Source organism: Acidimicrobiales bacterium, from assembly GCA_041394185.1.
Classification (GTDB): domain Bacteria; phylum Actinomycetota; class Acidimicrobiia; order Acidimicrobiales; family Poriferisodalaceae; genus JAAETH01.
In genome coordinates this window covers 264,834-280,537 of the sequence record JAWKIQ010000001.1, presented here as the reverse complement: position 1 = coordinate 280,537, position 15,704 = coordinate 264,834, and the positions used below count along the sequence as shown (strand labels likewise).

At 64.9% G+C, this 15,704-nt stretch carries 16 protein-coding genes; 12 read left to right on the top strand and 4 right to left on the bottom strand.

Features of this window, described 5'->3' with window-relative positions; all coding sequences use genetic code 11:
• Positions 1-23: 23 nt before the first annotated feature.
• The 4 genes from R2770_01335 to R2770_01320 all read right to left on the bottom strand — a co-directional run bounded on the left by R2770_01335 (position 24) and on the right by R2770_01320 (position 3,315).
• Positions 24-338 (bottom strand): hypothetical protein, encoded by a 315-nt coding sequence (locus R2770_01335; GenBank protein ID MEZ5279088.1) that lies wholly within the window; start codon positions 336-338, stop codon positions 24-26.
• Positions 335-883: a hypothetical protein gene (locus R2770_01330; GenBank protein ID MEZ5279087.1), complete on the bottom strand. Its 549-nt coding sequence runs from the start codon at positions 881-883 to the stop codon at positions 335-337. Before R2770_01330 ends, R2770_01335 begins: the two co-directional genes overlap by 4 nt.
• A 1-nt stretch (position 884) precedes the next feature.
• Entirely contained in the window at positions 885-2,222 is a 1,338-nt protein-coding gene (locus tag R2770_01325) for a DUF222 domain-containing protein (GenBank protein MEZ5279086.1), read from the bottom strand.
• A gap of 202 nt (positions 2,223-2,424) precedes the next feature.
• Entirely contained in the window at positions 2,425-3,315 is an 891-nt protein-coding gene (locus R2770_01320; protein MEZ5279085.1) for an alpha/beta fold hydrolase, read from the bottom strand.
• 108 nt (positions 3,316-3,423) lie between these two features.
• On the opposite strand from R2770_01320, the gene R2770_01315 reads away from it, so the two are divergent.
• The 12 genes from R2770_01315 (at position 3,424) to R2770_01260 (ending at position 15,699) form a co-directional block, all read left to right on the top strand.
• Positions 3,424-4,320: a sigma-70 family RNA polymerase sigma factor gene (locus R2770_01315; GenBank protein ID MEZ5279084.1), complete on the top strand. Its 897-nt coding sequence runs from the start codon at positions 3,424-3,426 to the stop codon at positions 4,318-4,320.
• Between the two features lie 191 nt (positions 4,321-4,511).
• The gene (locus tag R2770_01310) at positions 4,512-5,408 is read left to right on the top strand and encodes a universal stress protein (GenBank protein MEZ5279083.1); all 897 of its coding nucleotides are present in this window, start codon (positions 4,512-4,514) and stop codon (positions 5,406-5,408) included.
• Complete coding sequence (locus R2770_01305) at positions 5,408-5,986, top strand: cytochrome c oxidase subunit 3 (protein MEZ5279082.1); 579 nt, start codon at positions 5,408-5,410, stop codon at positions 5,984-5,986. The genes R2770_01310 and R2770_01305 overlap by 1 nt, the downstream gene beginning before the upstream one ends.
• Positions 5,983-6,765: a c-type cytochrome gene (locus R2770_01300; protein ID MEZ5279081.1), complete on the top strand. Its 783-nt coding sequence runs from the start codon at positions 5,983-5,985 to the stop codon at positions 6,763-6,765. The genes R2770_01305 and R2770_01300 overlap by 4 nt, the downstream gene beginning before the upstream one ends.
• Before the next feature lie 326 nt (positions 6,766-7,091).
• Complete coding sequence (locus R2770_01295; GenBank protein MEZ5279080.1) at positions 7,092-7,628, top strand: ubiquinol-cytochrome c reductase iron-sulfur subunit; 537 nt, start codon at positions 7,092-7,094, stop codon at positions 7,626-7,628.
• Positions 7,625-8,947, top strand: coding sequence for a ubiquinol-cytochrome c reductase cytochrome b subunit (locus R2770_01290; protein MEZ5279079.1), 1,323 nt, complete (start codon positions 7,625-7,627; stop codon positions 8,945-8,947). Before R2770_01295 ends, R2770_01290 begins: the two co-directional genes overlap by 4 nt.
• Positions 8,944-9,615: a cytochrome c oxidase subunit II gene (gene coxB / locus R2770_01285; protein ID MEZ5279078.1), complete on the top strand. Its 672-nt coding sequence runs from the start codon at positions 8,944-8,946 to the stop codon at positions 9,613-9,615. Before R2770_01290 ends, coxB begins: the two co-directional genes overlap by 4 nt.
• Positions 9,612-11,489: a cytochrome c oxidase subunit I gene (ctaD, locus tag R2770_01280; protein MEZ5279077.1), complete on the top strand. Its 1,878-nt coding sequence runs from the start codon at positions 9,612-9,614 to the stop codon at positions 11,487-11,489. The genes coxB and ctaD overlap by 4 nt, the downstream gene beginning before the upstream one ends.
• Positions 11,486-12,289 (top strand): cytochrome c oxidase assembly protein, encoded by an 804-nt coding sequence (locus R2770_01275; protein MEZ5279076.1) that lies wholly within the window; start codon positions 11,486-11,488, stop codon positions 12,287-12,289. Before ctaD ends, R2770_01275 begins: the two co-directional genes overlap by 4 nt.
• Positions 12,286-13,125, top strand: coding sequence for a universal stress protein (locus R2770_01270; GenBank protein MEZ5279075.1), 840 nt, complete (start codon positions 12,286-12,288; stop codon positions 13,123-13,125). Before R2770_01275 ends, R2770_01270 begins: the two co-directional genes overlap by 4 nt.
• Before the next feature lie 166 nt (positions 13,126-13,291).
• Positions 13,292-13,438, top strand: coding sequence for a hypothetical protein (locus R2770_01265; protein ID MEZ5279074.1), 147 nt, complete (start codon positions 13,292-13,294; stop codon positions 13,436-13,438).
• On the top strand, positions 13,435-15,699 hold the full coding sequence (locus R2770_01260; protein ID MEZ5279073.1) for a glycoside hydrolase family 15 protein: 2,265 nt from the start codon (positions 13,435-13,437) through the stop codon (positions 15,697-15,699). The genes R2770_01265 and R2770_01260 overlap by 4 nt, the downstream gene beginning before the upstream one ends.
• Positions 15,700-15,704: the final 5 nt, after the last annotated feature.

The window sequence follows — 15,704 nt, the reverse complement described above, 5'->3', positions numbered from 1 at the left end:
TCAGCCGAGTTTGGTGGGCCGCCTCACCGAAGGTCTCGATGAGTCGCGGCGGGCGTTGGCGTTTCGGGATCGAGTGGCTGGGCGACGACGCCACCGAACCGGGCCTCGCAGATGACGACAGGCATCGAACCGACCAGCGCCACGAGCCTGATGTCGCTGGTGATCCAGTCGTCGTCGCCCAGGTATCGCCACGCGAGGCCTCCCCATGCAGACGCATTGGCCAGCTCGACTCGACGCCCATTGCCGTCGCTCGCTAGCGCACAACAGTCGTCACACAGCCTGTTCGGGTATCGGTCGACCAGCTCCAAGCCGACGCCACAAACAGGGCACGCGGTCATCGCAGCAGGCCGATCGCAAGGACTATGAGAGCAGCCGCCATCGCAGTGGTGAGCGCAACAACCCCCAGCCTCGCGCGCTGACTTTTACTTATCCCCTGGCCGGGAGCTACAGCCCATAGGAAGACCGAGGCAAAGCAGACGAATGCCAGCCCGATCGGAAGGCCCACCGGAAAGCCCCGTCGCCAGTCGACTGGCCCTGCATCGACAGAGCGCACCGAGCCGGTCCAGGCGGCGACTTCGACGGTGCCGGTAGCTCCGACCGGGTCGGCGTCGGGCCTGTCGCCTATTTCGACGCGGTGCTCGTCGCCGTCCGAATCGACGAGAACAACGAAGAAACCCACGTCGACCCGACCCGGCGACCGGTACTCGACAGCGGCGCCGTTCGAGTAGCCCGCCCCGATGACCGTCGCGGAAAGCGAGCTTGTGGGCGACACGAACGATGCCAAACCCAACAACAGCACCCCAAGGAGGATTCCGGCCAGGACGTACGCGCCAGCAACAAGACCGCTGATTTGGCCGGGGGTCAGGCGCGAGGCGGGTTTCACCTCAAGCAAGCTTCTGGTCGCCCGGCCAACTCACGGCTGCCGACACTAGCTCACGCTCGAGCGGCTGACGGCGGGGCGAGTCGGCGCGGTGCCTTGCCCGGTGGCACGGCGCACACCGGGGCTCCAGCTCGTCGGTGATCGTTCGGCCCGTCTGCTCATAGGGCGGCTCGTGGTGCAGTACCAGCAGATCGGTGCTGTGGCATTCGACGCACTGGTGACCGTGCGCTTCCATGACCACGCGCCTCTGGCGGGTAGTGGGCAGTCGCCTCGCACTGGACGCATTGACGGGGCGACGATCGGCATCGTGAATTAGCAGACGAACAAATGCCTGGTCGAGCTGACGAAAGATGGCGCTATCGGTGGTTGGTGTGCCGTCGTCAAAGGTCGCTCCGTCGCCGCGAACGTGAAACACGACCTCGGTGGAAACCTGAACCCCAGCGCCGAGCAGCAGGACGACCAGCGCGTCGGCGCGCTGCTGGGCCAGGCTGGGGAAGGTCCACTCGTCGTGTCCGGACGGATGCCACCTGAGCCCGATTTTGTGGAGCGTGTCGTCCAACGAATCCGTAGGCCCCGACATCGACCCGGATGCTTTCGGTGGCGGCGCGCTCACACTCTGTCGACCAGTCGCGCCCGCGGGCGCATTTTGACCGCTCTCGGTCACCTCGTCGACCACTTTCTGTTCACAAACCGCTCCCGCGGGCGCGCCGTCCGGAACGGTCGGCGCGTCGACCGGACCTTCCGGGGGTAGCGCAGCGATGCGACGCACCAGCTCATCGATTGCCGCCACAATCGGCTTGCCTACCGATGGCGGCACGACGACACGAACGACAGTCATGCCATCGCCGTCGGTCCAGGTAGTGACCGACCTCGCCTCGTGCAGCCGGGCATCGCGCTCGTCGTCGGTCTCGCCTCCATCGGCCAGCGCCCGCGCGATGGCCACGCTGAGGCGATCCGCTGTGCGCTCGCGAGCCAGCCCGAGCAATTGCGCCTCGCTGTCGACGTCAGCCCAGCGAGTGAGGATTCGTGCCTTGGCATAAGAGATCTCGCCGGCTGCGAGCGCGGCGTCGATAAGAGGCAGGTGACGCAATGCGTGACCCACACGAATCCACTCGCGGGCCGTGGCCGATCGGATCTGGAGCCGGTCTGCTATCCACTGGGATGCACTCTTGACACCCTGCCGCAACCACTCGAGCTCGTCATCGAACCGGGCTGCCAGGTGCAACAGCCGGTACTGGTTGGCCTGGATCTCCCAACCGAGCGCCAACAACTGCTCGCTCGTCGACAGCGGCTCGACATGGCGGGGCGTAGAGCACGGCGGAGTGGACAAAAACGGAGACATGACGGTTCCTCGGAGACGCGCGAGCACTGGAGGACCGCCACAAACCGGGTGGGCAATCGAACACCCGCCACCCGCAGCACGCCACGACCGGCAAACCGACCCTACTCACCCCCTGGGACAGCATCCCGAGCGACGCGACGGCGGGGTTCCGCCGGTGCCCGCTGACTAGCACCGTGGCGATGAGCGCCTTCTCCATGGCCAACTACGCCCGAGGCTCGGCCACCTGACCAAAACGTGAGCGGATGGCCCGAGCCACCACGGTTGGTGCGTCACACATCGGGAAGTGGTTTCCCTTCGGAATCTCGATCTGTTCGAGGTCGTCGAGTGCCTCGGCCCACCTCGCTTGGAAGCCGAGGTAGTCGTTGCGCTCACCGAACACCGACACAGCCGGCAGCGATCTGAAGGCCTCTCTGGCAGTGTCGACCCGCTCGAAGTCGAACCGCATGACCGACCGCATGTAGTGGTGAAAGCTGCGGCGTCCTCGACGGTCGACACCGCGCACGAACGTCTTTCGCATCGAACGATCCCAGTGCCGGCCGACCCCGAATGTGGTCGACGTCAGCCGCGGGAGCCAGCCGGTGAGTACGTCGAACTCTCGCATGACTCCAGACCCCATGAGGGCGAGCATCGTTCGAAAGCCGACACCGCTCGGCCGCCACCCGAAGGTGTTCACCGCCGCAATTCCCCGAACCCGGTCGGTCCATACTGCTGAGGCATGGAGGGCTGCAACGCCTCCCAGGTCGTGCAAAACCAACACCATGTCGCTCAGATCGAGGTGACCAACGAGAGCGTCGATAGCCCGCGACGACATCGGGAGATCCACACGGCCCGGGCCACACGACAGGCCGGTACCCGGGGCATCGAGCGCTACGCAGCGGAAGTCGCCGGCCAGGTCGGCAATCACATCTCGCCACACGAAGCTCCACATCCCGGTGTGCACGAACAGCAGCGTCGGGCCGTCGCCGACATCGGTATAAGCGATCGTGTCGTCGCCGACTTTCAAAGCGCTAACCGGGTACGGCCAGGCCTCGTCGGACAGCCAATCGGGCCGGGCGGCGAAGCTTGGCGGTGTGGTGGCGGGTGATGTTGTCATGTCACATCTCCAGTAGTTGGATGAACGACTACATGGACGATCCGCACGCCTTCGGTGTGACATCGCAATCGATGTCACACTTCGACCGACTCGATCGTCCTGGATGACATGAATGAAGCTCCGACACCAGCGGCTCGTATCGACGAGATCTGGCATCAGCACCGCCGGCGAGTGCTCGACGTTGCCTACCGCATGCTCGGCAGCGTTCACGACGCCGAGGACGTGCTGCAAGAGGCCTACAGCCGGCTTCTGGTTGCGGACGTCGAATCACTCGACGACGCCCGGGGTTGGCTCGTTGCGGTCACTTCACGGCTGTGCATCGATCGCCTCCGGGCGCACGAGCGGGTGAAGCAGGCGTACGTCGGACCGTGGCTACCCGAGCCGATCGTCGACTTGCCCAGTGGCGAGACCGACCTGGCAGACCGGGTCACCCTCGACGACACCGTGCGTATGGCGCTGATGGTCGTTCTCGAACAGCTGAGCCCGGCCGAGCGCGCCGCATTCGTGATGCACGACGTCTTCAGCGTCGACTTCGTCGCCATTGCCGAGTTGGTCGGCCGCTCGCCTCAAGCGTGCCGTCAGCTGGCGAGCCGGGCCCGACGGCGCATCGCCTCTCATGAAGCGGCCGCACGGTTCCAGGTCGACCGCTCAGAACACGAGCTCGTGGTGGCCCGGTTCATCGACGCTTGCGAACGAGGCGACCTCGACAGCCTGTTGGCCGTGCTGGACCCGGGGGTGATCGGCGACTTCGACTCTGGCGGGGCCCTGCCCACGGCCCCGTTGCTCGCCCTCGACGGGGCGACGGCCGTCGCACACCAGCTCTTGGCGACCGTCTTGAACCGCGGGCTGACCTTCGAGCCGGCAGGGGTCAATGGGGAACCGGGCATGCTCATCACCACGGGCACCGACCTGGTCGCCGTGCTGTCGCTCGGGGTGCGGGCCAGACGCATCGACGTGATCCACGCCATCGGCAACCCGGCCAAGCTGCGCCACATCACCCGCTGACCGACGACCAGAAGCAGTCGGAGATCGACACTCAGTTGTCTCACCGGCGCCAGAGCCCGCGTTGCCTGGCACCACCTCCAATGACACATACGTGCCATTCGACGAACCGCTAGAGGTCACGACACGCCCGCCCTCCACGACGCACGCTCATGGCGAGAGGCCAATGAGCGCCGAAACGAAGGAGGATCACGATGAGCACACTTTCGAACCTTGTGGTCGGGGTAGACGGGTCGCCAGAGTCGCGGCGAGCGCTCCAATGGACGGTCGCTCATGCCCAAGCGGATTCGCTCACGCTTGTACATGGATTCTCTCCCGGGATCGAACTGCTGGCCGCGGCCGCGCAGATCGGACTCGATTCGTCAAGGGCGGCCGCCGGCAAGCTGCTGGATGGCGAGTGGTCAGAACCGGCAAGACATGCCGGGATGGAAGTCAGCACCGAGCTGATCGATGACGACGCGGCCCGCGCTCTCAGCCTGATCGCCGACAAGGTGCGGGCTGACGGTATCGTCGTGGGCCAGCGAGGCCACACCCGTTGGAGCCAGCGTCAGGTTGGCGACGTTGCCGCCAAGCTACTGCACCGCTCCGATGTGCCCGTGATCGTCGTTGGCGAGGACGCCCCAATCGCCGAACAGGCGGGGCCGGTCGTCGTGGCTGTCAACCGTCCCACCACCCCGATGAACCCCGAGCTCAAATGGGCGATCCGTTTCGCCCGCGAGCGGTCGACGCCCTTGGTGCTCGCGGCCGCTCTGGAGCCCATCTCGTTCATCGATTCCGAGTTCGAGTGGACGATGGACGACGTCCGCGGGGCGCTGCGAACCCAGATGGACGCTCTGGTCCAGTCGATCAGATCAGCGGCACCCGACCTGGACGTCAAGTCGAAGGTCAGGGACGGGGTTGCGGCCGACACCATCGCTGCCATCACCAAAGGAGTCGACGCTTCGCTGGTCGTCATCGGCTCACACCACCCTGGCCCAGTCGCCGGCTTCTTCGGTGCCTCGGTCGCCCGGCACCTGCCTACCCTGGTGACCTGCCCCACGGTCGCTGTGCCGTGGATCGAGGACGGTGTGAACACGGCCGAGGCCGCCTGATGGTCTCGACCGCCAGAGCAACCGTCGCGGGTTCACCGCGCAAAAGCGTCTCACCGCTCGGCACGACCTTGTTCTTGGCGTCCGACGCGATGATCTTCGCCGCCTTCTTCGGGGCCTACTACCTGCTGAGAGCATCGAATCAGCCATGGCCGCCTGCCAGCGTTCACCTCGATCTGGCGAGGGCGAGCCTGGCAACGACAGCACTGCTCGCCTCGTCGGCGGCTCTGGTGGCCTCCGAACGTGCGGCCGAACGCGACAACCGTCCGGCCGCATTGCGGTGGAACATGGCTGCCGTAGCGCTCGGAGGTGCATTTCTCGTCAACCAATTGCTCGAATACTCGACCCTCTCGTTTCGGATCGCCACACACGTCTACGGCTCGGCCTATTGGGGGCTGACCGGACTGCACACGCTCCACGTCGCCGCCGGCCTCGTCGCCCTTTTGGTGTTGGGCATGCGGTCTAGCCACTTTGCCGAAACCGGCCGACGGGATCCGTGGGCGTGGGGCATCTCCACCTATTGGCACCTGGTCGACGCGGTCTGGTTAGTCGTGTTCACCACCATCTGGATCCTCCGATGACCAGCCGTCACACGGTGCGGGCGGTGGCGCTCGTCGCCGTGGTCGCGACGGCCGTCTTGTACTCGATGCGGCCGGCCGCCGCCGAGGCCGATGCTGATCCCGGCTCGAACAGGCCAACCGTCGACGCAGTTCAGCTCTACGAAACCCGTTGCTCGAGTTGCCATGGCATGAACGGGGAGGGAGTCGCCGACAGAGGCCCATCGATCGTCAACGAGGGCGAGGCGGCTGTCGACTTCGTATTGCGTACCGGCCGGATGCCCCTCGCCTCGCCAGAAAACGAGGCGACACGTGGACCGGTCCGGTTCACCGACAACGAGATCGTCGCGATCGTGTCGCTGATCGGGTCCTGGGGTAGCGGCCCAACCATCCCGATCATCGACACCGCTAGCGCGGATCTCGTCGATGGCGGAGATCTGTATCGATTGAACTGCGCGGCGTGCCATGTCGCGTCGGGCGCAGGAGCGGTGATCGGGGGCGCGAGGCGGGCACCGTCGCTGATGCAAGCAACACCCGAACAGGTCGCCGAGGCCATTCTGGTCGGGCCTGGAGCAATGCCTGTGTTCGGGGAACTCTCGAACGAAGACCTCAACGATCTCGCCGCCTACGTAGAGGAACTCCAGCGCCAGGGAACAACCGACATCGACGCTGTCGGCGGTGTCGGTCCGGTCGCCGAAGGGCTGGCCGGATGGCTGCTCGCACTGGTGCCGTTGGTCGGTATCACCTTCTGGATCTCCCACCGTCCCAGCCCGAAGCCGGTCGATGAGGGCGGGCCATCGTGACCGGCGGCCACGACCGCACGTGCGTCCACGAACGCCTGACGGTGGCAGCGCTGGTCGTCTCGCTAATTTCGGCATTGGCGGCGATCGCCGCTGTACTGGCCGACGCAAGCGCACGAACGTTTGGCATCGCGGTCGCCGCCGCCCTTGGCGCGATTGGTGCTGCGTTGGTCTGGTGGTCAAAGTCGCTCCGGTCTCGATGAAGACGTGGTGCAAGAACGACCCACTGTCGCTGACCGCCGACGACATCGACGATCTGTCTGCGGAGATCGACGCGACCCGGCCACGATCGGCCGCCGGCCACTGCTGGGCATGCTTCGGGTGGTGCTGTGGGCGCCTTGGCGATAGCGGTGCTGCCACCTGTTGGGGCCCTCGGACGGCGTGCGACCGGAAACCGCAAGCACACGTCATGGGCGAAAGGCCGGCGGCTCGTCACATCCGAGGGGGTTGCCATCAAGGCCGACGCCGACCGCTTTGACCAACTCGCGACCGTGTTTCCCGAAGGCCACCCTGCCGCCGACGACTCGCAGGTCGTGCTGCTGCGGGTACCCAGCGATTCGATTAGCCGCCAGACGATCGAGGCCGGGTCGGTAGACGGTTGGATCGCGTATTCGAAGATATGCACCCATCTCGGATGCTCGGTCGGGCTGTTCGGTATCGATACCAGAGAGCCCCAGACGGTGCGCCAGCTGGTGTGTCCATGTCACCAGTCGGTGTTCGACCCGCTCGACGGAGCCCGGCCGGTTGGCGGCCCGGCACCCAGACCCCTACCCCAGCTGCCACTCGAGATCGACGATCAGGGCTACCTGGTCGCTGCCGGGGATTTCGATCGCCCGGTAGGCCCAGCGACTTGGAACGAAGCATGAAGGCACCTTCGCCGCGCGTTGGAATCGAGGCGGTGGCGGGACGCCTCGGCGCCGGCAGAGCGCTGTCCAGCGTCACGCACAAGGTGTTTCCAACGCACAGGTCGTTCCTGTGGGGTGAGCTTGCCCTTTATAGCTTTGTGGTGCTGCTCGTCACCGGCGTGTACCTGACCTTCTTCTTTGAGGCTTCACAGGAAGTCACGACCTACACCGGCTCCTACGAACCGCTGAACGGTCGCGAGGTGTCTCTGGCCTACGACTCTGTCATGCGAACCCAGTTCGACACTCGCGCCGGCGCCCTGATCCGCCAGACGCACCACTGGGCGGCAATAACGTTCGTCGCAGCGATAGTGCTCCACCTGGCCCGCATCTATTTCACCGGGGCCTTCCGCAAGCCGCGCGAGATCAACTGGCTCGTAGGTTCGGGCCTCCTGGTCTTGGCGTTGGGCGCTGGGTTCACCGGCTACTCGTTGCCCGATGATCTCCTCTCGGGCACGGGGCTTCGGATCGCCAACGGCATCATCCTGTCGATCCCGGTTATCGGCGAATGGCTGGCCGACATGATCTTCGGCGGCGAGTGGCCGGGAGCGGGAATAATCGGACGCCTCTACCCGGTGCACATCATGTTGATTCCGGCTCTGATCATCGGCCTGCTGAGTGTGCACCTCGCCATCGTGTGGCGCCAGAAACACACCCAGTTCCCCGGCGAGGGACGAACCGAACACAATGTCGTCGGTCAGCGGGTTTGGCCCGGGTTCGCCATGAAGTCGATCGGACTGTTGTTCCTGACCGCCGCGGTCATCACCGCCATGGGTGCGGTGTTCACCGTCAACGCAGTATGGCTCTACGGGCCATACGAGCCTGCGGCGGCCACGTCGTTCGCTCAGCCCGACTGGTACATCGGATTTCTCGAGGGCACGGTCCGGCTATTCCCGAACTGGGAACCCCACATCGGCGGCCACATGCTGCCGAACCCGTTCTACGCCGCCGTCCTTCTACCGGGCATCATCTTCACCACCCTGTTCATGGTGCCCTTCATCGAACGCCGCGTCACGGGTGACAGGGCCGAGCACCACCTGCTGGACCGCCCCCGAGATGCTCCGGTACGTACCAGCCTTGGTGTCGCCGCCCTGAGTCTCATGGCGCTGTTGTTCGTCGGCGGCGCCCAAGACATCGTCGCCGAGACCTCTGGGATACCGGTCGGAAGGGTCACGACCATCCTCCAGATCTCGCTTCTGGTAGTGCCAGCGATCTCGGGTTGGACCACCTGGCGAATCTGCAAAGCGTTGACGGGCGTGCCCGAATCGAGTCCTCAGCGATGAAGAACATGCCGACACCGATCACCGAGCAGGCCAAGGCGATGGCGGGGCTTTGGACGACGTTTGCGTCGATAGCCATAGGCGTGTTCGCCCTCGTGATTGCGCTGCTGGTTTTCACAGTGATCCGGTTCCGCCGCCGAGAGGAAGGGCTCCCAGACCAGACCTCATACCGCGTCAGGCTCGAATTGACGTACACGATGGTGCCACTCTTCTTGGTCACCGGCCTGTTTGTCGCGACCGTACGAACCGTCGAAGCGGTCGACGCCTCGATCGCCTCACCAGACCTGGTCGTCGACGTCGTCGGTTTCCAATGGCAGTGGCGATTCACCTACCCGGACTCGGGGGTGGTCGTGCAGGGCGAACCTGGCATGGCGCCAGAACTCGTGTTGCCGGAGGGAGCGTCGGTGAGGTTCAACCTCGAATCGAACGACGTGATCCATTCGTTCTGGATCCCGGGATTCCTTTTCAAGAGAGACGTCATTCCGGGCTCGCCCACGAGCTTCGATGTGAATGTCAGCGGAGCCCCGGGCCTGTACCCGGGTGGAGCGTGCGCCGAGTTCTGCGGGCTCTACCACGACCAGATGACGTTCTCAGTGACGATTCTCGACCGTCCCGGTTTCGATCGTTGGCTCGAGTCCTCAGCTCAAGACCAGGGGGCCGTGCGACCATGACCACCATCATCGAGGGCACTCGGCCCGGCGAGACCAGGCTCGTAGAGATCGACGGCATCCTCGGCGGAAGGGGTGCCGCTGGCTCGGGGCTTCCCAATACGTTCCTCGGGTGGATCACCACGACAGACCACAAGGCGATCGGCGTCGCCTACGCAGTCACGTCGTTCGTCTTCATGGGCATCGGCGGGCTGCTCGCTGGGCTCATGCGCGCCGAGTTGGCCCGGCCAGGCATGCAGGTGGTCAACGAGGCGACCTACAACTCGTTGTTCACCATCCACGGCAGCGTGATGATGTATCTGTTCGCCATCCCGTTCGGTTTCGCGCTGGCGAACTACCTGGTTCCGTTGATGATCGGGGCCAACGACATGGCCTTCCCGCGCCTCAACGCACTCTCGTACTGGCTGTTCGTGCTGGGAGGCTTGGTGATGCTGTCGGGGTTCGTCACCACCGGCGGCGCCGCTGCATTCGGCTGGTTCGCCTACGCGCCGCTGTCGGGCGCCGGCCTGTCGCCGAACCTCGGGGCCGATCTCTGGATTGTGGCGGTCATCCTCACCGGAACCTCGGGAACCCTGTCGGCAGTCAACGTGATCACGACCGTGATGAGGATGCGGGCTCCGGGTATGACCATGTTTCGAACGCCGATCATGGTGTGGAACCTTCTGCTCACCAGCGTGATGGTGTTGATCTCGTTCCCCGTGCTGACCGGCGCACTGCTGATGCTGATCGCAGACCGACGCTTCGGGGCGCACTTCTATGATCCCTTTGCTGGAGGGTCGCCGATCCTGTGGCAGCACCTGTTCTGGTTCTTCGGCCACCCCGAGGTCTACATCGCAGCGCTTCCGTTCTTCGGTGTGGTCACCGAGGTGATCGCCGTGTTCAGCCGCCGTCCCGTGTTCGGGTACAAGGGTCTGATCCTGGCGACCCTCAGCATCGCCGCCCTGTCGACCACCGTTTGGGCCCACCACATGTTCGTGACCAACCAGGTCGCGCTGCCGTTCTTCTCGGCGACGTCGCTTCTCATCGGCGTCCCCACAGGGGTCAAGGTCTTCAACTGGATCGGCACCCTCTGGGGTGGGTCGCTCAGCTTCGAGCCGCCGATGTTGTTTGCACTCGGCTTCGTAGCCGTATTCGTCGGGGGAGGTGTAACCGGCGTTCTGCTCGCTTCCCCAGCACTCGACTTCCAGCTGTCGGACTCGTACTTCGTGGTCGCCCACTTCCACTACGTACTCGGTGGGACCGCGATCTTCTCGATGCTTGCCGCCGTCTACTACTGGTGGCCCAAGGTGACGGGGCGTTTCCTCTCCCAGCGGCTGGGGAGGATCCAGTTCTGGCTCCTTCTCATCGGCTTCAACATGACGTTCTTCGTGATGCACTTGCTCGGGCTGGCCGGCATGCCGAGGCGTATCGCCGACTACTCCCCGTTCACCAACTTCGAGCTCTGGAACTCGATCGCCACCGCCGGTTACCTGCTTATCGCAGTGTCGTTCATCCCCTTCTTCGCAGCGGTCGTGTCATCGCTTCGAGGACCGCGCACCTCCGGCGCTGACCCATGGCATGCGAACACCCTCGAGTGGGCCACGACGTCGCCACCCCCAGCTCACAACTTCGACTGGCTGCCTCCGATCAGGTCGGAACGACCACTATTCGACCTTCGTTGGTCCGCACACGGCGAAGTCGGCCGGACAGTGATGGTCGACACCGAACTGGCTCACACCGCTCGTGAACCGATCGATACGAGCATCAGGCCACTCGGTTTCGCCGTGGCCATCACCGGGATCCTGCTCGGTGTAGCGGTGGGCCTGTGGGTAACCGCCGTGAGCGTAGGACTGCTCGCTGTGGAAGTGGCTCGACTCGCTACCGAGGTCAGACGATGATGCTGGCCCACGATTCGACGGCGTCACACTCCATCACGCTGGCGATGACCTTCGGGGCGCTGGCGGCCTTCGTCGCAGCCTGGGCCTCACGCCCTACTCGGTCCTTTGCGCCGGTGGCGTGGTTCTCGGGCGCCACGATCGCGCTTGGCCTCTCGTCGCTTCCATCGTTCGAAGCAGCAGCTGCCAAGTCCTTCGCCGCACACATGGTCCAGCACCTCGTGCTGTGGGTGATCGTTCCGCTGGCTGTTGTGAAGGCCCATCCGGTGCTGGTGCTTCGCCGCGCTGGCCTGCGTCCACCCCTGCAGAGTGGCCGGATCACCCACGGCCACCCGTTGACGATGTACGCATCGATCTGGTTCCTCGTCGTTGGCACGATGTACGGAACCCACCTGACCAGGTTCTACGACCTGGCGCTACATCACCAGTGGGTCCACGATGTCGAACACCTCGTGTACCTGGGCACGGCCCTGCTCTTGTGGTCCGCCCTGCTCAGCGGACCGCGTTCGCTTGCCCCGGCGCGGTTCGGACTCGCCGGGGCCGTGACGGTTCCCTTGGTGTTCCTGGGGATCATTCTCACCACCGCCGACATCCCTGTGTCATCGGTCTACCTGGACCGACTCGGCCTCACCCACGCCATCGCCGATCAGCGGGTCGGAGCATCCCTCATGTGGATCGGGCTGATGGCGGCGATGGTCCCAGTGGTCATCGCCTCGGTGTGGCGCTGGGCAGGACACGAACAGCAGATCGCCAAGGCGCGCGAGCGCCGCGAATCGCTCCACTCTCAGGAGGCAACAACATGAAGAACATCATCGTAGGAACAGACGAATCGACAGAGTCAGCCAACGCCGTTCGCTTCGCCCACCGCCTGGCGAAGTCGGTGTCGGCGCGACTGGTCATGGTCGAGAGCTCGAAACCGACCAGCACCGAGCACTCGCCTGCCGAGCTCGGCGACTACGAATCCTCCGTGAAGGAGCGGCTGGCCGGGTGGCTGGCCGGAAAAGACGCTGGAGGCGCCGAGATCGTCATCGTCGACGTGCCCGCCCGGCCTGCCCTGCTCGGGGCGGCCAACCGGACCGAGGCCGACGCTGTGGTGATCGGCAGTCGCCAGACCGAGGGCTTCACCAAGATGGGCATTGGTTCGTTGGCTCACCAGCTGGCACACGAGCTCGAGTGCCCGCTGATAGTCGTACCCCCGACCGAACTCGCCCCGACGGGCAACGTCGTGGTCGGTATTGACGGTTCCGATGCAAGCAGGGTCGCCTTGCAGCAGGCCGCAGACATGGCCGACGCCCTTGGCGGCACGGCGTACGCCGTCTACGCGATCAAGGACATCTACACCACGTTCAACTCGGCCGGGTACTACGGCAAGGAGGAGCAGCAAGCCCGATCCGAAGCAGATGAACATGCTGACCGGGTGCAGTTCATCGAGCGGCTCGGAGGCCGCACCGAGCACATCTTGGCCGATGTAGCAGACGAGCACGGCGCCGAGGTCATCGTGGTATCGGCACGCGACCGCTGGTCAATCGGTGGATTGTTCTTGGGCGAGGTGCCAGATCACCTGCTCCACGAACCACCCAGGCCGGTGATGGTCATCCCCCATACCGTCACCGAAGCCGCTCTCGCCTCGGAGCCATGAGGTCGTGCAAGCTGACTTCGCCACTCACCGAAGCACTCGATACCGCACGCCAGTTGCGCATTCTCGCAGCGCACTGGTTTGGGTTTGCCCCAGTGGCGGGCAGGCATCTGGGACTCGATCCGGCGAGTGTGGGTGCGGACCCACCAGAGCGGGCCACCTTGTGAAGATGGTGCACAACCGCATCGAGGCCGACGCCGAGACCGCCCCACTGGCCGACCCCGAGTCCTACCGGTACGACCTCGACCTGGCCGAAATCCTGTCCGCCATGTGCGAGGAGTTCGGCGGCCACATAGAGCAAGGATCGCCACGATGACCGATTCGAGTTCATGGGAGCCGGTTGACGAAGCCCCTGGCGCACCAGGTATCGGGCCCACGTGGTGCTCCTCCGACAAGGATTTCGTCACCACAGCTCTGGAGGGCCAGAGCCGCATCTGGCTTACCCTGGGCCATGGAATAGGCAACGAGATCTACTGGCCCTCCACCGGGCAGCCCCAGCTGCGAGATCTGGGCTTCATCGTCGAGACTCAGGGCGATTGGATAGAGGTAAAGCGACACAGCACCTACACGTTGTCTTCACCGTCTCCCTCCGTTCTGGCGCCGACGGTGGTGCATCAAGGCAGCGGCTGGGCACTGCGACTCGAGTGGATCGTCGACCCTGACCGGGACGCAATCATCGTCGACTACGAGCTCTCGGGCGACGCCGATGCCTGCTACGCCCTGATCGCTCCACACCTGGGCGGTGGAGGATTCCAGAACACCGCATGGGTGGACGACGACCTGCATGCAATCGCAGTCGGCGCCGAGGCCGCACTCGCCGTTTCTTGCGAGGGTGGGTTCACACGAGCCTCAGCCGGATTCGTGGGCTCGTCGGACGGATGGCAGGACTTTGCCGCCAACGGCCGAATGAGCTGGACCTATCAGCGCGCAGCAGACGGAAACGTTGCCCTCACAGCCCAGCTGCCCAGGCGGGGTGCGCTGGCGATCGCATTCGCGACCACCAGCGAGGGTGCGACCGTCCTGAGCCGATCGGCGGTCGCTGCTGGGGTGGACAAAGCCCGCTCGCGCTTCGTCGGCGGTTGGAAGCGCTACGCAGACTCACTCGATCTCACCGGAATCGATGAACGTTGGGCCGGCATGGTCGCCCATTCGGCCGCGGTTCTCGCCTGCCACGAAGACCGCACATTCCCCGGGGCGATGGTCGCCAGCTTGTCGATCCCATGGGGGAACAGCCGCAGTGACCTCGGCGGATATCACCTGGTGTGGGCACGCGATTCCGTCGAATCGGCCCTCGCCCGCCTCGCCGTGGGCGACTCGCAAGCAGCTGATCGGACCCTGCGCTGGCTGTGCGCCACCCAACACGCCGATGGCCACTGGGGCCAGAACAGCTATCCCGACGGAAGGCCATTCTGGACAGGCGTCCAACTCGACGAGGCTGCCCTTCCAATCATCTTGGCCGCTGCCCTGCGAGCCCCGACCAACGACGTTGAAGTGGTGCGGATGGTTCGACGGGCAGCACAGTTCCTGGTTACCAACGGTCCGTCCAGCCCTCAGGATCGGTGGGAGGAAAACCAGGGCACGAACGCCTTCACCATCGCCTCGGTGATAGCGGCACTCGTCGCAGCTGAGCGCTGGTTGCCAGCGCAAGACGCTGCGTATTGTCGTCTCGTCGCCGACTACTGGAATGTACGGATCGAGGACTGGCTTTACGCAGCTCGTGGCCAGCTCGGCGACCATCCGATCGGTGGCCACTATGTGAGGCTGGGCCGACTCGGAGCGGTCGCCGACGCTCGCGGCCGGATTGACGTTCGCAACAGGCCGGACACCCAGATCGATGCGGAGGATCTGATCGCTTGCGACTTCCTCGCCCTGGTTCGTTTCGGCCTCCGCTCGGCCGACGACCCGAAGATCGTCGACACTGTTGGTCTGATCGACCGTGTTCTCGCCACAGAGTTGCCCACGGGAATTGCCTACCGGCGCTACAACAACGACGGGTACGGAGAACACGCTGATGGCAGCCCCTTCGACGGGACCGGAATCGGACGGCCGTGGCCGCTGCTGGCGGGCGAGCGGGGCCACTACGCGCACCAGGCGGGTGACGACCCGGCCAAGTACCTCGACTCGATGGTCGCGATGACGGGCACCGGGCAACTACTGCCCGAACAGGTCTGGGACGCAGATGCCATCCCAGAGCGTGGCCTCGAACCAGGCCACCCCTCGGGGTCGGCCATGCCGCTGGCGTGGGCTCACGCGGAGCTGATCAAGCTGGCGACCTTCGCAAGGAGGGGACGCCCGATCGAGATGCTCGACGAGGTTGTCGATCGCTATGCGTCACACCCCGCAGCAGCCACCTGGGTCTGGCGTATCGACGCACCGTTTGCCAAGGTGCCCTCCGGCGTCGATGTTCTGATCGACCACCCGATGCCATTCTCGATTCGCCGGGGCGACGACGCCGTTGAAAGCGCCCTCGAAGCGATGGGCCGCCAAGGCCTGCGGGTAACAGCCATCAGTCTGCCACTGGAGGCCGACATGCTGGTCGACGGGGCTGTCATCGCCCACATCTCAATTGAGGGCTAGCGCCC